This is a genomic window from Sphingobium sp. B1D7B (genome assembly GCF_025961965.1).
Lineage (GTDB): Bacteria > Pseudomonadota > Alphaproteobacteria > Sphingomonadales > Sphingomonadaceae > Sphingobium.
Genome location: NZ_JAOQOR010000001.1, coordinates 2756953 through 2780015, shown reverse-complemented (window position 1 = coordinate 2780015; position 23063 = coordinate 2756953). Strand labels below are relative to the sequence as shown.

The window sequence follows — 23063 nt, the reverse complement described above, 5'->3', positions numbered from 1 at the left end:
TGAGGCGGTTCGCGCGATTTACCTCAGTCGTGCGTTCAGATTTCTTTCACGGGCGATGTCCAGCAACCGATATTCCCCGTCGGAAACCCGCGTCCATCGGGCCACGCCCATGGCATCGATGGCAGAAAGAAATGTCGATACGTCTCCGGCGCGGAGCACGGCGCTCATCCGCCGCTCGGCAATGGCGGGCGTGCCGATGAGGATTTTGGCCGGGAGATAGCGATTCATCTCGGCCACGATGTCGCCGAGCCGGGCTTCGTCGAAAATCAGGACACCCTCCCGCCAGCGCGAAACATTGCGCAGATCGACCGGGGCGAGTGTCCAATTGCCGTCCCCTGCGACGAGGCGGTAGCCGGGGCGCATGAAGACGGTCGACGCCGTGTCCGACTTTGTCTTGAGGCCCTGCACGACGACATGGCCCTCCATGAGCGTCAGCTCGACGGTCCGCTCGACGAGATTGACGTCGAACTGGGTGCCGAGCGCCTTGATCCGCTGACCACCGGCCATCACGACGAAGGGCCGCTCGCGATCTTTCGCCACCGCAAAGTTGGCGCGGCCGCTCAGCAACTCGATGCGCCGGGTCGTCTCGCCCATGCTCGCCTTGAGCGCGCTGCTCGCATCGAGGAAGACCTTGCTGCCATCGGGCAGGACGATCGCCGACGTCTTGCCCTCCGGCGTTTCGTAATAGGCTGTGACGACGGACGCTCGCTGCTCGCTGCTGGTGGGCAGCAGATCGAGCGCAACGACGGCCGTCACGGCACCAGTGAGCAGCAGGCCGAGAGCCGCCGCGATGGCGAGCCGGCGTTTGCCCCGCGGCGCCTGGCGCGCCTCCTCGCGCAAAGCCATGATTTCGGGATGGGAGCGGAGGCGGTCTAGTTCGAGAAACTGGGCAACCAACGCGTCATAGTCGCGCCGGTTCTCGTCACGTTCGGCAAGCCAGCGCTCGAACTGGCGAACCTCTTGCGGAGGCAATGTGCCTGAGCGCACACGGGCGACCCATCCGGGGGCATCCACGGGCGTCGGCCGGTCGGCGGGTCGCACGAGGCGAGGCAGAAACTTCATTCCGTCCCCCTGGCATTGTCGTGCAATGCTTTCAAAGCCTGCATGATGTGCTTTTCGACGGCGCTTGCCGAGATGCCCAGATGCGCCGCGATCCGGGCGTAGGTCATCTCCTCGAAGCGATGAAGAACGAACACCTGCTGAGTGCGCGGAGGCAGCGTGCGGATCACCTCCAGAGCAGCGGTGAGGCTTTGCTGCCCGATCAGGATGCGTTCTGGCGAGAAGGGATCGATCTGATCCGGCACCTCTTCGTCAGCATAGCGCAACTGGGCATTTTTGTGGTGCCGCCGCGCCAGCACATGGGAGGCGATGGTGAAGAGATAGCCCTGCACATTCTCGATTTCCGCGCTTTTCTGGCGGCTGTGCAGATTGGCCAGGACTTCCTGCACGAGATCCTCGACCTCGCCGATGGGCACCCGTTTGCTGAAATAGCGATGCAAAGCGCGCCGGTGCAGCGACACGCGTTCGTCATCCAAAACAGGCACGGATTTATCCTGCACCTATGCCATCTCCGTGAGAGGTCCGTTTGTTCTGTTTTCTATGAGCGTCGTTACCCGGAATTCCTCAGCGCATTCATAAAAAAAGAAAATTCAGTTTCTCTTTTTGGGTGACTCCGAGCCCGATGGGGAGCTTAGTCCGGTCGGTGCTGGAGTTTGGACATCGACCTGTCTACCGTCTTGCGAGCTTTCCTATCGTGACGGAACCTTCATTGAGCAACACACCCGCAGACATCGCACCGCTTCAGGACATCATGGCGCGGCTTCGCAATCCGGATGATGGCTGCCCGTGGGATGTCGCCCAGACCTTCGCCACCATCGCGCCTTACACGATCGAGGAGGCCTATGAGGTCGCCGACGCCATCGAGTCCGGCGATATGGCGGCGCTCAAGGATGAGCTGGGCGATCTGCTGTTCCAAGTCGTGTTTCACAGCCAGATGGCTTCGGAGCAACAGGCCTTCGATCTTTCCGATGTGATCTCCGCGATTTGCGAGAAGATGTTGCGGCGCCATCCGCATGTTTTTGCAGCGCCCGGGTCGGTCTCGCCCGGTTGGGACGAGATCAAGGCCGCAGAGCGCGCCGGCAAGCCCTCGGATGATCGCTCGGCCTTGTCAGGGGTTGCCCTCTCCCTGCCCGCGCTCTCGCGGGCGGAGAAAATTCAGAACCGTGCCGCGCGCGTCGGGTTTGATTGGGATGACATCGCAGATGTGCGCGCCAAGGTGCGGGAAGAGCTGGAGGAGGTCGAACAGGCTACCGATCAGGCAGAGTTAGAGGACGAGATCGGCGACCTGTTGTTTGCGGTTGTCAATCTCGCGCGGCATCATCATGTCGATCCCGAGACGGCGCTCCGCCGGGCGAGCGGGAAGTTCGAGCGGCGGTTCCGCGCCATGGAAGCCGATGCGGGCGAGGCATTTCCCGGTTTGTCTCTGGATGAGAAGGAAGCGCTCTGGCAGAAGGTCAAGCGCGCCGAGCGTTGAGGGCGAGCCTCAGGCGATCAGTCCGGCCTGGTCGCCGTGCAGGCGCACGAAGCGATCATAATCGGCCGGCTCCATCCGCACAGAGACGTGGATGGTGACTTCGCCCCCATCGGCCTCTGCCGTTTCGGACAGCACTTCGCCATGGGCATGAAGCCAGGCAAGCGCCGCGCCTTCACGTCCGCTCAGATCGAACTCGTAGCGCCGGTGGCTCTTGCCGAGGATATCGGAAAGGCGCCGACGTAGCGCCTCGATCCCCTCGCCCGTCAGCGCGGAAACAAGGGCGACATCGGGCTCATGCTCGGCCCGGTTGCGGATCGCGGCCTGATGGTCGGGATCGTCGATAAGATCGACCTTGTTCCAGACTTCCAGCACCGGCACGGCGCTGTCCGCAGGCGCCTCGTCATCCTCCCCGGCGACGGCCCCCAGATCGGCCAGCACGTCCAGCACATCGGCTTTCTGCGCGTCGCTGTCGGGATGCGCGATATCACGCACATGGAGGATGAGATCGGCGGATAGTACCTCTTCGAGCGTTGCGCGAAAGGCCGCGACCAGTTGGTGCGGCAGGTCCGACACGAAGCCCACCGTATCCGAGAGAATGGCCTTGTCGATGCCCGGGAGGCTGATTTGCCGCATCGTGGGATCGAGCGTGGCGAACAGCATGTCCTGCGCGACCACAGCCGATCCGGTCAGGCGATTGAACAGGGTCGATTTGCCAGCATTGGTATAGCCGGCGAGCGCGATCACCGGCCAGGGCGCGCGCTGGCGCCGGGCGCGATGAAGCCCGCGGGTCCGCGTAACCTGCTCAAGCTCGCGCCGGATGCGGGCCATGCGATCGCGGATCATCCGCCTGTCGGCTTCGATCTGCGTTTCGCCGGGGCCGCCAAGAAAGCCAAAGCCGCCGCGCTGCCGCTCCAGGTGGGTCCAGCTGCGCACAAGCCGGCCGGCCTGATAATCGAGATGGGCCAGCTCGACCTGCAGGCGCCCCTCGGCCGTGGCGGCGCGCTCGCCGAAAATCTCCAAGATAAGGCCGGTGCGGTCGATGACCTTGGCGGCGCAATTCTTCTCAAGATTGCTCTGCTGCACGGGTGTCAGATTATTATCGACGACGATGAGCTCGGCCTGCTCACGCGCGGCCAGCGCGGCGATCTCTTCCACCTGCCCGGAGCCGAACAGCGTGGCCGGGCGGGACTGCCGCACGCGGAACGCCGCGGTCCCGCACACGTCCAGTCCGATGGCGAGCGCGAGTCCTTTGGCTTCCTCCAGCCGGGCCGAGACGTCCCGCCGCTGGCGTCGCCCGAGATCGGCGTGGACCACGATGGCCCGCGTCCCACGCGTCACTTCTTCCTGATCGAGATGAAAACTAATGGGTCATCCCCATCTGTTCAGTCCTCATCTTCATCATTTTCGCCCGAGAGATCGAGCGGATGGGTGGGCTGAACGGTCGAGATGGCATGCTTGTAGACGAGCTGCACGAGACCATCGCGCTGGAGCAACATGCAGAACAGGTCGTAAGCCGCGATCTCGCCCTGAAGCATCACGCCGTTGACCAGAAACATGGTTACCGGGTCACCGGACTTATGGACCGCCGACAGGAAAATTTCCTGCAAAAGCTTCGGCTTGCGCTCATTTGATGAGAAGGCGGATTCAATCTTGGCGAGATCCATCGGATGCGCAGGCATGACCGTGGAAATGGCGTGCTTGTAGACCAGTTGGGTTTGACCGTCGCGCCGAAGCAGGACCGAGAAATTATCAAACCAGGTGACGATGCCCTGAAGCTTGACGCCCTTGACCAGAAACATGGTCACCGGGGTCTTGCTCTTGCGAAGACTGTTGAGAAATATGTCCTGTAAGTTATTGAGTTTTTCGGCCATTTTCTACTCCATTATTGGCGGCTCGCTGTCCGCGTCGCGCTCTGTCAAAGCGTCGATATGCCCCATGAGTGGGGTGACTGGTGCAAGCTATGTGATTCCCAGGGAGAAATCCAGCCCCGGCTTGTTGCGCTGCACAAAGGTTCTTAGTGCTCAACTATCGCGTTCATCTCCCAAGCCAAGCGACTTCAGCTTGCGGTGCAGGGCCGAGCGCTCCATGCCAATAAACGCAGCGGTCCGCGAAATGTTGCCGGAGAAGCGCTTGATCTGGATGCGCAGATACTCCCGCTCGAAATTCTCGCGCGCTTCCCGCAGCGGCGCCCCCATGATCGCGGTGGACATGGCGCTGTCGTCGCCGCCGCCAGTGGCCTCCGCCGGCAGCATCTCCAGCTCGATGACGCCGCCCGAATTCATCGGCGCCAGAATGACGGTGCGCTCCACGACATTGCGGAGCTGGCGGACATTGCCCGGCCAATCAGCCGATTGCAGGGCGGCCATCGCATTGGGCGCCATGTTGGGAGAGGCCATGCCGCGCTCAGCGGCAAAGCGTGCTAGATAATGCTCGACCAGCCCGGGAATGTCGTCCCGCCGTTCTGCCAGAGGTGGCAGGGTAAGCGGCACGACATTGAGCCGGTAATAGAGATCTTCACGGAACCGCCGCGCGGCAATCTCTTCCTTGAGGTCGCGCGCCGTGGACGAGATGACCCGGATGTCGACTTTCACCTGCCGCTGGCCGCCGATGCGCGTAAAGCTTTGGTCGGTCAGCACCCGCAGGATCTTGCCCTGCGTGGTGAGGGGCATGTCCGCGATTTCGTCGAGGAACAATGTGCCGCCATGGGCCTGCTCCAGCAGGCCGGGCCGGATCACCCCGTCTGAACCCTCCACGCCGAACAGCGCTTCTTCGGCGCGCTCCGGCTCGATCCGCGCCGCCGTGACGATCACGAACGGACCGCTCGCCCGCGTCGACCAGTTGTGGAGCATCCGCGCCGCCACTTCCTTGCCGACGCCGGCCGGTCCGGTAATCAGCACCCGGCTGCCGGTGCCGGCGACCTTCTTGATCGTCGCACGCACCGTGTTGATGGCATTGCTGGTGCCGGTCAGTTCCTCTTCCTGTCCGAAGCGCGCGCGCAGCACCTGATTTTCCCGGCGCAGGCGCTCGGTTTCCGTCGCCCGGTTGACGATGTGAAGAAGCTGGTCGGATTCAAACGGCTTCTCGATGAAATCGACCGCCCCGCGCCGGATCGCCGCGACGGCCGTATCGATATTGCCATGGCCCGAGATCATCAGCACCGGAATGCTGGGGTCTCGCTCCTTGATGATGTCGAGCAGTTCGAGGCCATCCAGTTTTGACCCCTGCAGCCACACGTCCAGCAACACCAGCGATGGGCGCCGCGCGGCAAGCGCTTCCAACGTCTCGTCACTATTGGCCGCCAGGCGCGTCTCGAACCCCTCATCCTCGAGGACACCCGCGACCAGTTCCCGGATATCGGCTTCGTCATCGACGATCAGAACATCAAGCGCCATTCAACGTCTCTTTCATATTGTCTCGGCCCTCTCGTCGCCCTCGGCGAGGCGCGACAGCCGTTCCACGTCGAAGCGGAGAGTCACGACTGTGCCTCCGCTTTCGGCATCGCCGAAGGTGATGGAGCCGAAATGTTCCTCGACGATCTTCTTCACGATCGCGAGCCCGAGGCCGGTGCCCTTGGCGCGCGTCGTCATATAGGGTTCGATGATCCGCTCGCGCTGCTCGGGCAGGCCGATGCCGTCGTCGGTCACGGAGATGGCGAGCTGCCCTTCCTCACGCAGCACGAGCATCGTCACATGGCCATGCGGGGCATTGGCGGGCGGTTGATCGCCTTCCCCCTTCGGCGTGTCGGCAAGATGCCGCTGCTCGATGGCCTCGACCGCGTTCTTGACGATATTGGTCAGCGCCTGGCCGATCTGCCGGCGGTCGCAGACCAAGGCCGGATCGGCTTCCTCGCTATCGAAGGTGAAAGTAATCTCGGGGTGCGCGACCTCATGCAGGAACATCGCATGGCGGGCGATGTCGATCACCGCTTCCTCCCGGAAGACGGGCTTGGGCATGCGCGCGAAGGAGGTGAACTCATCGACGATACGGCGCAGATCGCCGACCTGCCGCACGATCGTTTCGGTCAGGCGGCGGAAGGTGCTGGGATCGGACTCGATCTCCTTGCCGTAGCGACGCTGCAGCCGCTCTGCGGCGAGCTGGATCGGGGTCAGCGGATTCTTGATTTCATGGGCGATCCGGCGGGCGACATCCGACCAGGCGGCGCGGCGCTGGTCGAGCAGTTGCTCGGTTATATCATCGAAGGTCAGCACCTGATTGCCGTCCTCGACGACCACCCGAACCGCGAGCGTGCGCACCTCGCCCCGCGCACGGATCTGGATGATGTCGGCGCCGGTGCCGGCCTCCATCAGCGCTGCCAGCTCCTCGGACACATCGGCAAGCCGTTGGCCGACCGCCTGTTCGCCAGGGCGCACGAGCAGACCCGCTGCCGAGCTGTTCAGGATCTGGATGGTGCCATCGCGGTCGACGGAGACCACGCCCGCGCTGACACCCGACAGCACGGCCTCGATGAGCGCCCGCCGATCTGCTAGCTGATTATTGGCCGAGACGAGCGCGCCGGTCTGCGCCTCCAACCGCTGGGTCATTCGGTTGAACGCGCTTGCCAGTGTGCCCAGTTCGTCGCGAGAATGAGAGTCAGTGACCCGCGCCGACAGATCGCCTGCCGTCACACGCCGCGCGGCATCCACCAACTCTCCCACCGGTCGGACGAGTCGATCCGCTACGGCCAGCGCGATCCACACTGCCGTGCCGACCAGCATCAATGTGCCGATGAACAAAGCGATGTTGAAGCGCAGCTGTAGCTGCCGCGAGCGCGCGGCAAACTCGTCATAATCGGCGAGCACGGCCTGGGCGCGCTCCATCTCGCTGAAAGCGGAGACGGCCGAATCGCGGGTGGCGTAGAGGAATGTGTTGGACTCGGGATAGAGCAGCACAAAGGCTTCGATCTGGTTGGGCTTGGCCTGCACCACGACGGGCTGGCCATTGCGCAAATCGCGGATGATCTCCGGCGTCAGCATATCCGTGGCCGTCTGCCGTTCCGGATCGACCGTGGCTGCCGTCCGCGCGACGCCGTCCTTGCCGATCTCGATGATCGCCGAGCGGTTCAGTTTCCGCGTGACCACCTGATAGATATAACCCTCCGCGAAGGACGGGCTGGAAATGCTTGATTGGGAGAGATAATTGCGCAGGTCTCCCGCCATCGTCACGGTCTCGTCGCTCAACTCCTTGAGGTTGGACTGATAATAGCCGCGAGCAAGATCGGAGGCGTTCTGGAGCATGCCGCGCGCATCAGCTGAGAACCAGAACTGCACGCCATATTGGAAGAGCAGCGAGGCAAAGATCACCACCAGCAGCAGCGGCAGACTCGCGATCACCGAGAACAGGGCGACGAGGCGGACGTGCAGACGCCCATTGCCGCCCACGAGGCTGCGATTGGCGCGCCGCCGGGCGATCCTCTGGCCGAGCAGAACGAGCAGCAGAATGGCCGGCAGAAGATTGAGGACCAGCAGCAGCGCCACCACGGCGGCGCTGAGCAATGTGTCATCATCCTGGGGACGCGTGAGCAACCACCAGGTGAACCCCGCCGTGGCGACAAAGACCCCCGCTGTGAGCGGAACAGCCAGACGACTGAGCCGCTGCCAGATGCGCAACGGCCGCGACGGATCGCTCACATTGTCCAGCACGGTCGATCTTTGATCCATCGTGGCACCGATACAACATCGGCGTGGCGGAGCAAACACGCTTAACACGCGACGGTGGAAGTTACGGCGCTGGCCGGCCCCGGTCTATCGCACCGCAATCAGCGATGGCGCAGCGGCATGGTGGGGTCGATATCATAGTGATTGAGCTTCTTTCGCAAGGTGTTGCGATTGAGCCCCAGTGTGGCCGCTGCCCGGATTTGATTGCCATCCATTGCGGCAAGCACTTCGCTCAAGAGCACAGGTTCGATGACGTCGAGCAGCCGGTCGTAAAGCTCGCAGGGGCTGGCATTGCCGCCGACCGCGAGGTGATCCCGCGCCCAGCGCCGCGCCGCTTCCGCCAGATCGGCGGCGCTGCTGTCGGCCGGGTCGCCCACGCTGTCCTGCACGCGCAGCACCTGCCGGACATGCTGGACCTGAATTTCCTGATCGCGCGTGAGCACGGTCAGGCGCTTCATCAGGTTCTGGAGTTCGCGCACATTGCCAGGCCAGTCATAGCGCTCGAGCAGCGCGGCGGCCTGCTCGGAGAGCAGCTTGCTCGGCAACCCCTCGAAGACAGCTTGATCAAGAAAATGCCGCGCGAGGATCGCGACATCACCTGTCCGCTCACGCAGCGCCGGCAGGCGAATCGGCACGACGTTGAGGCGATAGAACAGGTCTTCGCGAAACCGGCCTTCGCTAATCAGGGTTGGCAGATCCTGATTGGTCGCGGCGATGATGCGCACGTTGACCCGCACCGGCCTTGTCCCGCCCACCGTCGTGATTTCGCCGGACTGGAGCACCCGCAGCAGCCGCGTCTGCGCGTCCATCGGCATGTCGCCGATTTCGTCCAGAAACAGCGTGCCGCGCTCGGCCTGCTCGAACCGGCCCGCCGTTCGCGCGAAGGCGCCCGTAAACGCGCCCTTTTCGTATCCGAACAGCTCGGCCTCGATCAGCTCGCGGGGAATAGCGGCCATGTTGATCGCCACGAACGGTTCATTGCGGCGCGGCCCCAGGCTGTGGATCGCCTCGGCCACCAGTTCCTTGCCGGTCCCGGATTCGCCCAGAACCAGAATGTTGAGATCATTGCCCACCACCCGCGCGATCGTGCGATAGACCTCCTGCATCTGCGGCGAGCGCCCGATAAGGGGCAGGCCGTCGTCCGTGCCCTCACCAGCCGACGGTTCCGCCAGCTTGCCCTTGGCCCGAACGCTGAGTGCTTCCGCCACCGCGCGGCTAAGCTCATTCAGATCGAACGGCTTTGGCAGATATTCAAATGCACCCTGCCCTGTGGCGCGTACGGCCGTGTTGAGCGTGTTCTGCGCCGAGAGAATGATGACCTTGAGGTCAGGCTCGGAAGCCAGAATATTGCCGACATCATCGAGACCATCGCCGTCCGGCAGGATCACGTCGGTAATCAGCACATCGGGCGTGAAGCTCGCCAGCGCCTCATGGCGGTCGGCTATCGAGCCAGCGGTGCGGATGATGTGGCCTTGCCGCTTGAGCGCCTCGCTGACGACCATGCAGATCGCCGGATCGTCATCGACCACCAGAACCTTGCCAGTCAGGCGCGTCATAGGCTCCCTCCCATCGGCAGCAGAACTCGGAAGATCGACCGCCCGGCAACCTTGTCGCGCTCATATTGCACAAGGCCGTTCATATCGCGCACCAGCTTGTCGACCAGCGCGAGACCGAGGCCTTGCCCGCTTCGCTTGTTGGAAATGAAGGGGTTGAACAGTACGTCACGGATATTGTCCGGCACGCCGGGGCCATTGTCGATCACCTGAATCTCGATCTGCAGCGGTGCGGCGCCCTTACCGCGCGCGCCCATCACCGACAGGCCATGGCGATAGGCCGTCGCAACCTGAACCGCGCCATCCGCCATGCCGTCCACGGCCTCTACCGCATTCTTGACCAGGTTGAGCATGATCTGGACCAGCGCGTCGCCATTCACCTGTGCGAACGGGAGGGACGGGTCATAGGTGCGGGTGATCGTGCAATTGCGGGCGAACCCGGCGCACGCCAACTCCACCGCCCGGTCAAGCAGCGGATAGATATTCTCCGGTCGGCATTCGAGCGGCTGATTGCTGGTGAAATGCTGCATCCGGTCGATCAGGGCGGCGATCCTGTCCACCTCGTCGCAGATCAGCTTGGTGAGCGGCCGGGTTGCCTCCCCGGCATCGCCCTCCAGCAATTGCGCCGCGCCGCGAATGCCCGAAAGCGGGTTCTTGATCTCATGGGCGAGCATCGCTGCCGCGCCGGTCGCCGAGCGCACGCCCATGGATGTGCGCCGCGTGCCGAGTGCCTGCGACTGGCCATGGACATGCAGGGCGACGATCCGCCAGCGATCGTCCTCCAGTAGCGGATGAATGAGAATATCCATCTCCAGCGCTTCATTCCGCCCGGCATGGACCTGAATATCATAGGCAGACAGCGGCTTGTCCGTCATCCAGATCGCCGCATCGACGCGTGGATCGGCGATGCGCAGCACCCGCCCGATGGCGCTGCCGACCAGCGCCGAGCGTGCCATGTTGAGCAGCGTTTCCGCGCGCGCATTGGCCGTGACGATCCGACCGTCCGGATCGATCATCAATGTCGCGACGGGATGCGCGGAGACGATTTCGGCAGCGGCAGGCAGGGATCGGGTCGGTGCATTCGCATCCGCCCCAGCCCTGAAATCGGCCTCAGGCTGCATTCCTGGCCTGTTCCGGTTCCTGATCGAGCCGTTCAGGGTGCGTCACGAACGGCGTGTAGAAGCGCTCCAGCATATCGAGCACGGTCGCCGCATCCGGCACCTGATTGACCATGTTGCGGAACTCGGCCGAGCCGGGCAGGCCCTTGGTGTACCAGCCGAGATGCTTGCGGGCCATATTGACGCCGGTCGTCTCACCATAGTGATCCAGCATCGCGTGATAATGCTCGACGATCACGGCATATTGCTCGGCAATGTCAGGGTTCTCAACGGTCCGGCCGCTCACCAGACCCTGCATGACCTGCCCGAGAAGCCACGGCCTGCCATAGGCGCCGCGCCCGATCATCACGCCATCGGCGCCGCTTTGCGCCAGCGCTGTGCGCGCGTCGTCGAGCGAGCAGATGTCGCCATTCACGATCACGGGTAACCTCACCGCATCCTTGACGCGGCGCACGAACGCCCAGTCCGCGCTGCCCTTGTACATCTGGTTGCGGGTCCGCCCGTGAACCGTAATCAGCTTGGCGCCCAAATCCTCGGCGATGCGTGCCAGCTCGGGTGCGTTCAGGCTGTCATGGCACCAGCCCATTCGCATCTTCACGGTCACAGGCACATCGACCGCCTTCACGGTCGCCTCGATCAGTCGGGCAGCGAGCGGCAGGTCGCGCATCAGCGCCGAGCCGGCATCGCCATTCACCACCTTCTTGACCGGGCAACCCATGTTGATGTCGATGATGGCCGCGCCTCGATCGGCATTGAGCTTGGCTGCCTCAGCCATTTCAGCGGGCTGGCAGCCGGCGAGCTGAAGCGACACCGGTTCCTCGACCGGGTGCCAGGCGGCCTTCTGCAGCGATTGCCGCGTCTCGCGGATCATCGCCGGTGAGGCGATCATTTCTGTGACGTTGAGGCCCGATCCATAGCGCCGCACGAGCGTGCGGAACGGCATGTCAGTCACGCCCGTCATGGGCGCAAGAACGACCGGTGTCTCGATCCGCACGGGACCGATCTGGATGGGTTTGAGCAGCGTCATGACCGGAATGTTGCCTAAAAAACAGGCAGCCCTTACCGCGAATGACGCTGGCGGGCAAGCAAGCCGTGCGCTAAGCGCGCCCCATGCCCGATCAAGCCCCTCGCGCAGGCCTGTCAGCCGCGATTTTGCTCGCTGCCGGTGCCGGCTTGCGCACCGGTCACGAGACACCCAAACAGTTGCGAACGCTCGCCGGCAAGCCGGTTGTGGCCCATGCGCTGGATGCGTTGCGCGCCCATCCCGGCGTTGGCCCTGTGGCGCTCGTCGTGCCGCCAGGCAGCGAGGATGCGATGCGCAGCCTGCTCGGCCCCCGCGCGGAAGGTCTGATGATCGTTGCAGGTGGCAGCAGCCGGCGCCTCTCCGTTCTCGCCGGTCTTGAGGCGTTGGCCGGCAGCGAGCCCGGTGCAGCCCATGTGCTCGTTCATGACAGCGCCCGACCGCTGCTTCCGGTTGCCGTCATCGACCGAGTGCTCGGCGCACTCGCCGATGGCGCGCGATGCGTGGTTCCGGTACTCCCCGTGGTCGACACGCTGGTGCGCTCCGGTGGCGACGAGGCCGGCCAGGTGGTCGACCGGTCGGTCCTCGCGCGCGTGCAGACCCCGCAGGGCTTCGATTTTGCCGCGCTCATGGCCGCCCATCAGCAGTGGACGGGCCCCGAAGAACCGACCGACGACGCGCAGATGCTGCGGCGCGTCGGCATCGACGTGGCATTGGTGCCGGGCGACAGCGCGCTTGAGAAGATCACGGGACCGGGCGATCATGAACGGATGGAGCGACTATTGACGGTCGGCATGAGCACGCGCGTGGGTATGGGTTTCGATGTGCATCGCCTCGTGGAAGGCGAAGATCTTTGGCTGTGCGGCGTGCAGATTCCCCACAGTCATGGCCTCTCCGGCCATAGCGATGCCGACGTGGCGATCCACGCGCTGGTCGATGCGATGCTCGGCGCGTTGGCCGAGGGGGATATCGGGAGCCATTTCCCACCCAGCGACCCGCAATGGAAGGGCGCGGCTTCGGATCGGTTCCTGGCCTTCGCCTGCGATCGCGTGTCGGCGCGCGGGGGGCGGATCGATCATGTTGACGTGACGATCATCTGCGAGGCACCCAAGATCGGGCCGCATCGCGGAGCCATGCTCGCCCGTCTCGCGGCGATCATGGCGCTGCCGGAAGGCAGGATCAGCGTGAAGGCGACCACCACCGAGCGGCTCGGGCTGACCGGCCGCGGCGAGGGCATCGCGGCGCAGGCCGTGGTGACTCTGCGCGTGCCGGATGATGACGTTGAACCCGCATCGTGACGCGGCCTCAAGGCAACCAAATGCCAGTCGCCGCCGTTCCCGTTCGTCGAGGTCATCGTTAATGCCGTTGGCTTTTCAACCCGATGCGATCATGCGTGGACGATCATGAGTGAGTCGACCCTGAACAATGCCGATGGCGTGCTGCCTGCCGAACTTGTCGTGCTGGCCCGTCGCGTTATCGCGGAAAATCGCGCCATTGGCCGCACCGTTGCGGTCGCGGAGAGCTGCACCGGGGGGCTGGTTGCTGCCGCATTGACCGAAATTCCCGGATCGTCCGCCGTGTTCGAGGCAGGCTTCGTCACCTATTCGAACGCGCAGAAGGTCAAATTGCTCGGCGTCAGCGAAGATGTGATCGATGCCTTCGGGGCGGTCTCGATCGCCACCGCCTGGGCGATGGCGCATGGCGCCCTCAACCGGACGGGCGCCGATGTCGCCGTCTCGATCACCGGCGTGGCCGGTCCCGATGGGGGAACGGAGTTGAAGCCGGTCGGGACGGTCGTGTTCGCCCGCGCGGAAAAAGGCATGCAGGATGCCGATGCCGTCGCCGACTTGCGGAAATTCGAGGATGAAGGCCGCGCGAAAGTGCGGCTTCAGGCGGCGCTATGTGCGCTCGAACTGCTGCTGCCCGAGGCATCGGCGCCGTAAAGGGCCGCCGCCCGCTCTTCAAAAGCGCCGATCATCTTGCGCAGCGCCCGGTCGAACACCTGGCCGGCCAACATCTCGAACATGCGGCTCTTGAACGCGAAATCGACTTCGAAGTCGATCAGCACCCCGCCCTCCCCATCCGGCCGGAAACGCCAGTCGTTGGAGAGATGGCGCAACGGCCCGTCGACATAATCCACATGCACATGATGCGGCCGCTCCTTCACGACGCGCGAGGTGAAGGTCTCGCGCAGCCCCTTGAAGCCGACCACCATGTCCGCCAGCATCTCCGTGTCGCTGTTCGAGCGGACCCGCATGGCGCTGACCCACGGCAGGAACTCCGGATAGGACGCGACGTCAGCCACCAGATCGAACATCTGTTCCGGCGAGTAAGGCAGATGGCGGGTTTCGTTATGCTTGGGCATGGGCGTTCAGAGGCTGCTTTTCATCGCGGCTTTGGCGAGCGCAGTTTCGCGCGCGGCCCGCATCTGGGCGAAGTCATCGCCGGCATGATAGCTTGAGCGGGTGAGCGGGCTGGAAGCGACCTGCAGGAAGCCCTTAGCCCGCGCGATAGCGGCATAAGCCTTGAACGCCTGCGGGGTCACGAACTCCGCCACGGCGGCGTGCTTGGGCGTCGGGCGCAGATACTGGCCCATGGTCAGGAAATCGATATCCGCCGAGCGCATGTCGTCCATCACCTGATGGACCTCGAGGCGCTGTTCGCCGAGGCCCAGCATGATGCCGGACTTGGTGAAAATGGAGGGATCGAGCCGCTTCACCGTCTCCAGCAGCCGCAGCGAGGCATAGTAGCGCGCGCCCGGGCGGATCGTGGGATACAGCCGGGGCACGGTCTCCAGATTGTGATTATAGACATCCGGCCGCGCCGCGACGATGGCCTCCACGGCGGCCTCATGCTTGTTGCGGAAATCCGGCGTCAGAATTTCGATCGTCGTTTCCGGCGTCGTGCGGCGCAACGCCTCTATCACCTTCACGAACTGGCCCGCCCCGCCATCGGCCAGATCATCGCGGTCCACCGACGTCACGACGATGTGCTCAAGACCCATTTCGGCGCAGGCATCGGCCAGATTCTGCGGCTCCCGCGGATCGACGGGCCGGGGCATCCCTGTCTTCACATTGCAGAAAGCGCACGCCCGGGTGCAGGTGTCGCCCAGGATCATCACCGTGGCGTGCTTCTTGGTCCAGCACTCGCCGATATTCGGGCAGGCCGCCTCTTCGCAGACCGTCGCCAGCCCCTTGTCCCGCATCAGCTTGCGTGTGGCTTCGTAACCGGCGCTGACCGGCGCCTTGACGCGGATCCAGTCGGGCTTGCGCGGGCGGAAGCCTGCGGGATCGGACGAGAGATCGTTCATGCCGCCCAGATAGCGACCGCAAAGCCCGCTTGCCAGCCCCCACGATCATCGGCAAAGAAATTGCCATGGTACAGTTTTCAGACATGCTCGAAGGATATCGCCGGTTTCGCGGTCAGGACTGGTCTGAACAGCGCACGCGCTGGGCGGAACTGAGCGAGGGCCAGAGCCCGCGCGTGATGGTGATCGCCTGTTCGGATAGCCGCGTCGATCCGACCCAGATTTTCGACACCAGTCCCGGGGAAATCTTCGTCGTCCGCAACGTGGCGGCGCTGGTGCCGCCGTTCGAAACCAATCCCGGGCGGCACGGCGTGTCTGCTGCCGTCGAGTTCGCCGTGCAGTTCCTCGGCGTGGGGGAAATTCTTGTGATGGGCCATGGCATGTGCGGCGGCTGCAACGCGGCGCTCACCCGTGCCATGCACGATGCGGCGCCCGGCGAGGGCGGGTTCATCGCGAACTGGATATCCCTGCTCGATGACGCGCGGGCCGAGGTCGTCGCGACGCATGGCAGCGACCATGGCGGCGCGGCAGGCCGGGCGATGGAACTGGCCGCCGTCAAGGTCAGCCTCGCCAATCTGCGCACCTTCCCGTGGATCGCGGAAAAGGAAGCCAGCGGCGCGCTGGCGCTCCGAGGCGCATTCTTCGCCATATCGGATGGCGTCCTGCACGTGCTCGATGAGCAGAGCGGCGACTTCGCTCCGTTCGAATAGGCGATGGACACAGAAGTCGCTTTCTTCGTCTACGGACTATTGATGACAGGCGGACCGGGCTTCGCTGCGCTCGGCATGGAGGGCGGCGTGCGCCGGCTCGGGCCGGACCGGGTGGTCGGCCGGCTCTATCATCTGGGTGATTATCCCGGCCTGGTAACGGGCGAGTCCGGCGTGGTGCATGGCGAACTGATCGGCATCCGCGATCCACTGCTGCTCGAGAAGATGGATGTCTACGAGTTGTACGATCCCGATAAGCCCGGCGCGTCAGAGTATCGCCGCATCGAGGTTGACCTGCTGGATAGTGGGCGCCGGGTCTGGACCTATGAGTATAATCGCAGCGTCGAGGGTTTGCCGGTGATCGCCACCGGCCAGTGGCGCAACGCGTAGTCTGGCGTCACGCCGACATCCAGCGCTCTCGCCAAATTGGGTCGATCCGCGCCCAGTCGGCGAACGCTCGTGAAGCGGCCGGTCCAAATCGCCAGCACCGTGGCGACCCCTTGTCCGTCAAAAGCAATCCGCCGGAGCACCAGACCGGGTCCGATTCTGCAGTGAGGGGCAGCCGAGCGGCCTGACGGGAGCGGCGATGAGTCTCTGACCCACCGAGCTCCCTGCCCCTCCCTGCAAGCCTCCGCTAGCGGGTCAGCTTCTTGTAAGCGAGTCGCGTCGGCCGATCCGCCGCGTCGCCCATGCGGCGGCGCTTGTCTTCCTCATAGGCCTCGAAATTGCCTTCGAACCATTCGACATGGCTGTTCCCCTCGAAAGCGAGGATGTGAGTCGCCAGGCGGTCGAGGAAGAAGCGATCGTGGCTGATGACCACAGCGCAGCCGGCGAAGTTCTCGAGCGCGTCTTCCAGCGCGCGCAGCGTCTCGACGTCGAGATCGTTGGTCGGTTCGTCGAGCAGGAGGACGTTGCCACCCTCCTTGAGCATCTTGGCCATGTGGACGCGGTTGCGCTCACCGCCCGAGAGCTGACCAACTTTCTTCTGCTGGTCCGGCCCCTTGAAGTTGAAGGCGCCGACATAGGCGCGCGTCTGCAACTCATGCTTGCCGATGGTCATCAGATCATGGCCGCCGGAGATTTCTTCCCAGACGTTATGATTCGGATCGAGCGCATCGCGGCTCTGGTCGACATAGCCCAGGCGCACGGTCGGCCCGACCTCGATGCTGCCCGAATCGGGCTGTTCCTGCCCGGTGATGAGCCGGAACAGCGTAGATTTACCCGCGCCGTTCGGGCCGATCACGCCGACAATGCCGCCCGGCGGCAGCGTGAAGGAGAGATCATCGAACAGCAGCTTGTCGCCATAGGATTTGGTGAGGTTCTTGGCCTCGATCACCTTGCCGCCAAGGCGCTCGGGTGTCTGGATGACGATCTGGGCCTTGCCCGGCGCGCGATTCTCCTGCTTCTCGATCAACTCATCGAACGCCCGGATACGCGCCTTGCTCTTGGTCTGGCGCGCCTTGGGCGACTGCCGGATCCACTCCAGCTCTTCTTTGATCGCCTTCTGCCGACCGGCATCCTCGCGCTCTTCCTGCGCCATGCGCTTAGCCTTGGCGTCCAGCCAGCTCGAATAATTGCCCTCGAACGGGATGCCCCGGCCGCGATCCAGCTCCAGAACCCAGCCGACGACATTGTCCAGGAAGTAGCGGTCGTGGGTGACGAGAATCACGTTGCCGGTGTAGTTGATCAGGTGTTGCTCCAGCCACTGGACGCTCTCGGCATCGAGGTGGTTGGTCGGCTCGTCGAGCAGCAGGATGTCCGGCTTTTCCAGAAGCAGGCGGCACAGGGCGATACGGCGCTTCTCACCGCCCGAGAGATTGTCGACGCTCCAGTCGCCCGGCGGGCAGCGCAGCGCCTCCATGGCGATCTCAAGCTGGTTGTCGAGCGTCCAGCCGTCGACCGCGTCGATCTTCTCCTGAAGCTCGCCCATCTCCGTCATCAGCGCATCGAAATCGCAATCTTCCGGCGGATCGCCCATGATCGCGCTGATCTCGTTGAACCGGTCGACCAGATCGGCGACAGGCCGCACGCCGTCCTTCACATTTTCGATCACCGTCTTGTCGGGATCGAGCTGCGGCTCCTGCGGCAGATAGCCGACGCGAATCCCCTCGGCGGCCCAAGCCTCGCCGGTATAATCATTGTCGATGCCGGCCATCACCTTCATCAGCGTCGATTTACCGGCGCCGTTTACGCCGATGATCGCGATCTTCGTTCCCGGCAGGAACTGAAGGTGGATGTTATTGAAAAGCGGCTTGTTTGCGCCGGGGAAGGTCTTGGTGAGACCCTTCATGACAAAGCTGTACTGGACGGCCATTGGGAAACGGTCCTCTTGAGCGGAATGGAGTGTCTTTGAATTGGCGCCCGGTTAGCTTACGGCGGGTCCATTGGCAAATCCCGGCTTGTGCCGCTCCCGCACTCTCCGCCTCCCCGCTGTAAAAGTGCTGTCCCACGCGAAAAACCGTTCCTTATTGCCAAGCACTTTGGTTGATAAGGCTATTGATTTCCCTGCGGCATGCGTTAATTGGGCCGCTCGTGCCCTTTGCTGTGCACGACCTTTGCTATGGGAGCCTAATAATATGAAGAAGTTTGCTGTGGCCGGCGCCGCGATCGCGCTCATGAGCCTTGCAGCGTGCGGCGAGAAGCCGGCTGCTGAGACCAACAACGTCTCCAACGAGCTGGTTGTGAACGAGCTGGACGCCGCTGCCAACGCTGCTGACAATGCTGCGAACGCGATGGACAACCTCGCCAACGTCTCGAACAACGCGGCGAACGCAGCAGAGTAATCTGCGACTGCGCTTCTGCGCATTGTTCAAGGGCGGCGTCGATCATCGGCGCCGCCTTTACATTTGGTGGTACGGTCACCGGCAATGCCGTTTGGATCGTGCCCGCCAGTTACAGGCACCGGTGATCCTTTTGCGATCATCGCCGCCTCGCCACCGGACACATCCGGGATCGGCGCGGCCTTTGTGCTTGCATCAAGGGCAAAGCGAAAGCTAAGGCCCGCCCTGGATCGGGGAGTAGCGCAGCCTGGTAGCGCATCTGCTTTGGGAGCAGAGGGTCGCAGGTTCGAATCCTGTCTCCCCGACCATTTTTTCCTTATTTTCCGAATGTCATAACCCGCGCGGCCATGATTGGGCCGGGCGGTCGCTCCGTCTCTGGCGAGGAGCGCAAGGCGCAGCAACGTCGGCTCTTCGATGGATGGTGGGCCCGGCAGGACTCGAACCCGCAACCTAGCCGTTATGAGCGGCCAGCTCTAACCATTGAGCTACAGGCCCCATTCTCCACCGCAGCGCATGGCGCCGGCTCTGGGCGCGTTAGCTTGCGGCGATCCTGCTTGGCAAGTCTTGATGCATGGTGGCGAGCGGAGCGAACAGGCGTCGGATCAGCCGTTATGGCCCTGCTCGCGATAGGCCTCGGGCGCGGTCGGCAGCACGATGCCGAAGGCCTGTGCCGTGATAGCGAACTCCCCACCGAGATGGCGGACGATTCCGCGCACCAGTTTGAGGGTGAACGCAAGGCCGAGCGGCGGCGTGTCGCCATAGAGGCGCTGCTCGACCACATAACCCTGTTCGAGAAAGGCGCGCGCCTCGATGCCGCGCAAGGCCGTCGGGCGACTCATCGTCAAGCTCACGGAGGCGCGCTCCGGCGCCGGACAGACGCACAGGACAAGCTGTTCCCCCGCAGCCAAGCCGGCATGGCCGATGCGGATCAGGTGATTCAACATGCGTTCGATCTGGTTGCGATCGCCATGCACAAGGCTGGAGCCGCTCTCGACCGAGAGATTGACGGCCTGGCCAAAGCCGGCGGCGTCCACCACCCTATGCAGGGCAGCGGTCAGATCGACATCATCCTGCTGGGCCGAGAGGTCTCCCCGCTCCAGTCGGCTTGCCGCGTCGAGATCGTCGAAGGTCGTCAGCAATGCCCGTGCATCCGCCAGGATGGCCCGGGCGATGTCGCGATAGACCTCAGGGACCGGGCCCAGGATCTGCGCTTCTATCATTTCGCCATAGCCCTGAACGGCGTTCAACGGCGTGCGCAGCTCATGGATCAGTTGCCGCGTGCTGGTGGCAGAGAGCGTGGCGCCCTCGTCGCTCGCCTGCATTTCAATGGGGCGAACCGGCGCCTCGAACCGCCGCTCGCGCCTGGCAATGCCGGTATAGCCCCGGAAGCGACCGCTCTGCCGGTCAAAATGCGGTTCGCCGGAGATGCGCCATTCGCCCGCCAGCGCACCGTCCTGCAAGGTCAGGCGGCTATTCTCGAACGCGGCGCGGTGCCGAAATGCCCCAAGCGTGGCGCCATCCACCCCATGGCTGACATCCACGCCCGGCGTCGCAATGCTGAGGCCAATGATCGCCTCGGGAAATGCGCCGTCGGTCAGGCGGACGAGGCCCGAGGCATCGGTCTCGAACTGAAAGCTGTCCACATCGGGCTCCGGCGTGTCCTGGACCCGAGACTCTGGCTGGACTGCATCCGGCAGAGGGTCAGCGGCGCCGGCCGCCTTGAACGGGTTCGCCTTCTTGAACCGCTCGATCTGCGCAACGAGACGGCCGATCTGGCTTGCCTCGTCTGTGCTGCCCGATCGATCAAGCTCGTCGGTCCCAGCGACCCGGTCCGCACTCAACGTCTCTGCTTCCGCCTCCCGAATCTCGGCGGCCGGCAGCGACAGATCGACTTCGCCGAAGCGCCGCAACGCAGCCATTGCGGCTTCCGGCAGATCCGGACGGCGACGCAGAACACTGCGGGCCAGCGGGCCCAGATGGGGTATCATCGCGGCCCAGTCTTCGCCGGTCAGGCGGACAGATTTCATCATCGCCACGACAACCGAAGGATGATCGCCCGCCAGCCACTGCACCAGCGTGGGGGAGCGGAGTCTGGACCCAAGTTCCACGACGGATGCGATGCGGCCTTCCAAGCTCACCTTCGGCCGGGCTTCCTGCAGGATGGTCAGGATGGTCAGGATGGTGTGGGCCTCGTCCGGCGAAAGCTTCTGGGTTTTCGCGCCGGAGACATCATATTGGGCAAGCAGATCCATGCACTGGCGCCAGCGCGTCACGGCGGCACCTGTGCCCTCGCCGCCATTGGCCAGCACCGTCCGCAGAAGATCGTTGAAACGCATTCAGTTGGCCCCTGTAACGGAACCGCGTGTACTGATGGTAAACCGACCCGCCTAGCGTTAAAAAATGGGACGTTGCATTGTGGGACAATTACGTTGCAGCGACATTATATGTCTGCAAGAACATCTACCGTGAAAGGAAATGTCCCCTATGCCCGGTAGTTCGCTGGATGAGACCGACGTCAAATTGCTCGACCTGCTTCAGGAGGATGGCCGCCTGACCAATGTCGAGCTGGCACGGCGCGTCGGCCTGACCGCCCCGCCCTGCCTGCGCCGGGTGAAAAGCCTGGAGGATCGCGGCTTCATCGCCTCCTATCACGCCCATCTCGATCCGGTCGCCTTGGGCTACACGACGACGGTGTTCGCCATGGTCAGCTTGAAAAGTCAGGCGGAAGAGGATTTGCAGGCGTTCGAGGCCCATGTCGCGGCGCTGCCGGAAGTCCGCGAATGCCACATGCTGAACGGCGAGATCGATTTCATCCTCAAGGTGGTGGCGCAGGATCTGCGCAGCTTCCAACAGTTCCTCACCTCGCAGCTCACCCAAGCGCCCAATGTCGCCAGCGTGAAGACGTCGCTGACGATCCGCACGTCCAAGAACCTGCCAGGCGTTCCGGTCGGCCGCTGAGCCCGGGCGTGGCTGAGGGCTGAGGCAGTCCGTCCAACGCCCAGCAAAAATGCCGGCGACAGAGCCGCCGGCATTTTAACTTTTTCGATCCACCCGCAGAGGTTCAGGCGTTGGGGCTGTTCAGCCACACCGTCCAGAGGTCGGCCGTCCGCTTGCGCACGCCGGTGCCGCTGACCTTGCCGAATGCCTCCAGAGCACCGGCCTTGTCGCCCGACCGAGCGAGCGCGATGCCGAGGCGTGTGTTCACCTCGTCCGCGTCCACGCCACCCTTCTGCAGCGCGAGGCGATACAGGGTGACGGCCTTGGCATTGTCGCCATAGCTCATGAAGGCGCTGGCGGTGTTGGCGGCGGGCTTGCCGGTGGCGGCAGACGCGGCGCTCTTCTCCGAGGTTGCAAGCGATGCGCGATCCTGCGTGATCCCGCTGGTCGCGACCTGATAGAGGTCGGACAGCGTGGTGCCGCTCAGAACGCCGCTGGAGCGACCCTGATCGATCACTGCCTTGACCTCGCCGGGCAGGCCGAGGCGATTGGCCGCCTCTGCATATTCATTGTAGTTATAGGCGCTCTTGAGCGACTTGGTGGCCGCCATCAGACGCATGATGTCGATGCTCTCGTCGCGGGTCGCATTGGGATATTCGTCCTGCAACATCCGCAGAACCAGCGCCCAGTTGTCCGGCGTGCCGCTGACCGGCAGTGCCAGCTTGGTCCAGTCGGAGAGCGTGGGCGACTTGGCGAACACCGCCATGCTCAGGCCCTTGTTGTACCAGCTCGCATCGACAGGCTGGCCCGATGCCTTCTGCAGTTCGATCGCGCGCTTGAGGTGCGGCAGGCCCTGCTCCACCTTCGCCTTGCCGGCATCGGTGAACTGGTTGTTGACGATCTGGTCCTGCGCCTCGTTGAAATAGGTGTTGGCGATCAGCACGTCGGGCGTGGGGCCGCCGTAACCGCCGTCGATGGCCGACTGGAAGTGGGTGCGGGCCTGATCATATTGCTTGGCGTTGAAGGCGAACTGGCCGACGAAATAGTGGAACTTCGCCACTTCGGTCGCCGGCGTCATGCCGGAGTCGATCATCGCTTCCAGAGCCTGGCGCTGGATGGCCTCATCCTTCTGGTTGATGCCGACCTGCAGCAGCAGGCTGCCGAAGAAGTAGCGATCGTCGGGCTTCGTCGCCGTGGACTGGATCTCGTCCAGTTTCGCCTTGGCGCCCGCAAAATCCTGCTTCTTCACCAGCTCCTGGGCTTCGACCGCTCCCTTCTGGAAGCCGCGGCTCAGCGAAATCTTGGGTGCCGAACTCTGTTCGGCCTGCTTGCCATCCCGGCTCTGCGCCGATGCGGGAGCCGTTGCGAAGGCGCCCGCCGCAAACGCGGCCAGGGTGATCGTAAGAGCAGTGGTATTGAACAGACGCATCAAATATTCCTCCAGAACTAAGAT

The 23063-nt window shown here is 63.8% G+C and carries 21 protein-coding genes and 2 tRNA genes; 8 read left to right on the top strand and 15 right to left on the bottom strand.

What is annotated here, in order from left to right:
- Positions 1–18: 18 nt before the first annotated feature.
- Complete coding sequence (locus M2336_RS12955) at positions 19–1062, bottom strand: FecR family protein (protein ID WP_264572855.1); 1044 nt, start codon at positions 1060–1062, stop codon at positions 19–21.
- Positions 1059–1544 (bottom strand): RNA polymerase sigma factor, encoded by a 486-nt coding sequence (locus M2336_RS12950; protein ID WP_264572854.1) that lies wholly within the window; start codon positions 1542–1544, stop codon positions 1059–1061. Before M2336_RS12950 ends, M2336_RS12955 begins: the two co-directional genes overlap by 4 nt.
- A gap of 224 nt (positions 1545–1768) precedes the next feature.
- Between M2336_RS12950 and mazG the strand changes: the two genes are divergently transcribed.
- Positions 1769–2533, top strand: coding sequence for a nucleoside triphosphate pyrophosphohydrolase (gene mazG / locus M2336_RS12945; RefSeq protein ID WP_264572853.1), 765 nt, complete (start codon positions 1769–1771; stop codon positions 2531–2533).
- A 9-nt stretch (positions 2534–2542) separates the two neighbouring features.
- Here the strand turns inward: mazG and hflX are convergent, their stop codons facing one another.
- The 7 genes from hflX to dusB form a co-directional block, all read right to left on the bottom strand.
- Entirely contained in the window at positions 2543–3871 is a 1329-nt protein-coding gene (gene hflX / locus M2336_RS12940) for a GTPase HflX (RefSeq protein WP_264572852.1), read from the bottom strand.
- Between the two features lie 44 nt (positions 3872–3915).
- Positions 3916–4404: an RNA chaperone Hfq gene (hfq, locus tag M2336_RS12935; protein WP_264570320.1), complete on the bottom strand. Its 489-nt coding sequence runs from the start codon at positions 4402–4404 to the stop codon at positions 3916–3918.
- A 150-nt stretch (positions 4405–4554) separates the two neighbouring features.
- The gene (locus M2336_RS12930) at positions 4555–5925 is read right to left on the bottom strand and encodes a sigma-54-dependent transcriptional regulator (RefSeq protein ID WP_264572851.1); all 1371 of its coding nucleotides are present in this window, start codon (positions 5923–5925) and stop codon (positions 4555–4557) included.
- Positions 5926–5937: 12 nt separating this feature from the next.
- A complete protein-coding gene (locus tag M2336_RS12925) occupies positions 5938–8190 on the bottom strand; it encodes an ATP-binding protein (RefSeq protein ID WP_264572850.1) in 2253 nt (750 codons plus the stop codon).
- A gap of 98 nt (positions 8191–8288) precedes the next feature.
- Positions 8289–9743: a nitrogen regulation protein NR(I) gene (ntrC, locus tag M2336_RS12920; protein WP_264572849.1), complete on the bottom strand. Its 1455-nt coding sequence runs from the start codon at positions 9741–9743 to the stop codon at positions 8289–8291.
- A complete protein-coding gene (locus tag M2336_RS12915; protein WP_264572848.1) occupies positions 9740–10861 on the bottom strand; it encodes a two-component system sensor histidine kinase NtrB in 1122 nt (373 codons plus the stop codon). The genes ntrC and M2336_RS12915 overlap by 4 nt, the downstream gene beginning before the upstream one ends.
- A complete protein-coding gene (gene dusB / locus M2336_RS12910) occupies positions 10851–11885 on the bottom strand; it encodes a tRNA dihydrouridine synthase DusB (RefSeq protein ID WP_264572847.1) in 1035 nt (344 codons plus the stop codon). Before dusB ends, M2336_RS12915 begins: the two co-directional genes overlap by 11 nt.
- Before the next feature lie 83 nt (positions 11886–11968).
- Here dusB and M2336_RS12905 point away from each other — a divergent pair, with 83 nt between their 5' ends.
- A complete protein-coding gene (locus M2336_RS12905) occupies positions 11969–13177 on the top strand; it encodes a bifunctional 2-C-methyl-D-erythritol 4-phosphate cytidylyltransferase/2-C-methyl-D-erythritol 2,4-cyclodiphosphate synthase (RefSeq protein WP_264572846.1) in 1209 nt (402 codons plus the stop codon).
- 105 nt (positions 13178–13282) lie between these two features.
- Complete coding sequence (locus tag M2336_RS12900; protein ID WP_264572845.1) at positions 13283–13822, top strand: CinA family protein; 540 nt, start codon at positions 13283–13285, stop codon at positions 13820–13822.
- Here the strand turns inward: M2336_RS12900 and M2336_RS12895 are convergent.
- The gene (locus M2336_RS12895) at positions 13768–14244 is read right to left on the bottom strand and encodes a type II toxin-antitoxin system RatA family toxin (protein ID WP_181559680.1); all 477 of its coding nucleotides are present in this window, start codon (positions 14242–14244) and stop codon (positions 13768–13770) included. The genes M2336_RS12900 and M2336_RS12895 overlap by 55 nt on opposite strands.
- A 6-nt stretch (positions 14245–14250) precedes the next feature.
- Positions 14251–15189 (bottom strand): lipoyl synthase, encoded by a 939-nt coding sequence (lipA, locus tag M2336_RS12890; RefSeq protein ID WP_264572844.1) that lies wholly within the window; start codon positions 15187–15189, stop codon positions 14251–14253.
- 65 nt (positions 15190–15254) lie between these two features.
- Here lipA and M2336_RS12885 point away from each other — a divergent pair, with 65 nt between their 5' ends.
- A complete protein-coding gene (locus M2336_RS12885; protein ID WP_181559678.1) occupies positions 15255–15896 on the top strand; it encodes a carbonic anhydrase in 642 nt (213 codons plus the stop codon).
- A gap of 3 nt (positions 15897–15899) precedes the next feature.
- Entirely contained in the window at positions 15900–16283 is a 384-nt protein-coding gene (locus tag M2336_RS12880) for a gamma-glutamylcyclotransferase (RefSeq protein ID WP_264572843.1), read from the top strand.
- 244 nt (positions 16284–16527) lie between these two features.
- Here M2336_RS12880 and ettA read toward each other — a convergent pair whose 3' ends face one another.
- Entirely contained in the window at positions 16528–18207 is a 1680-nt protein-coding gene (gene ettA / locus M2336_RS12875) for an energy-dependent translational throttle protein EttA (RefSeq protein ID WP_264593046.1), read from the bottom strand.
- Positions 18208–18469: 262 nt separating this feature from the next.
- On the opposite strand from ettA, the gene M2336_RS12870 reads away from it, so the two are divergent.
- Positions 18470–18676 carry a hypothetical protein gene (locus tag M2336_RS12870; protein WP_181559675.1) on the top strand — a complete coding sequence of 69 codons (207 nt, stop codon included), beginning with the start codon at positions 18470–18472 and terminating at the stop codon, positions 18674–18676.
- A 228-nt stretch (positions 18677–18904) separates the two neighbouring features.
- A tRNA-Pro gene (locus M2336_RS12865) sits at positions 18905–18981 on the top strand.
- A 111-nt stretch (positions 18982–19092) separates the two neighbouring features.
- Here the strand turns inward: M2336_RS12865 and M2336_RS12860 are convergent.
- Positions 19093–19168, bottom strand: a tRNA-Ile gene (locus tag M2336_RS12860).
- A 107-nt stretch (positions 19169–19275) separates the two neighbouring features.
- Complete coding sequence (locus M2336_RS12855) at positions 19276–21009, bottom strand: histidine kinase dimerization/phospho-acceptor domain-containing protein (protein ID WP_264572841.1); 1734 nt, start codon at positions 21007–21009, stop codon at positions 19276–19278.
- 148 nt (positions 21010–21157) lie between these two features.
- Here M2336_RS12855 and M2336_RS12850 point away from each other — a divergent pair, with 148 nt between their 5' ends.
- Positions 21158–21631 carry an Lrp/AsnC family transcriptional regulator gene (locus M2336_RS12850; protein WP_181559673.1) on the top strand — a complete coding sequence of 158 codons (474 nt, stop codon included), beginning with the start codon at positions 21158–21160 and terminating at the stop codon, positions 21629–21631.
- 103 nt (positions 21632–21734) lie between these two features.
- Here the strand turns inward: M2336_RS12850 and M2336_RS12845 are convergent, their stop codons facing one another.
- Complete coding sequence (locus tag M2336_RS12845) at positions 21735–23039, bottom strand: hypothetical protein (protein WP_181559672.1); 1305 nt, start codon at positions 23037–23039, stop codon at positions 21735–21737.
- Positions 23040–23063 lie beyond the last annotated feature (24 nt).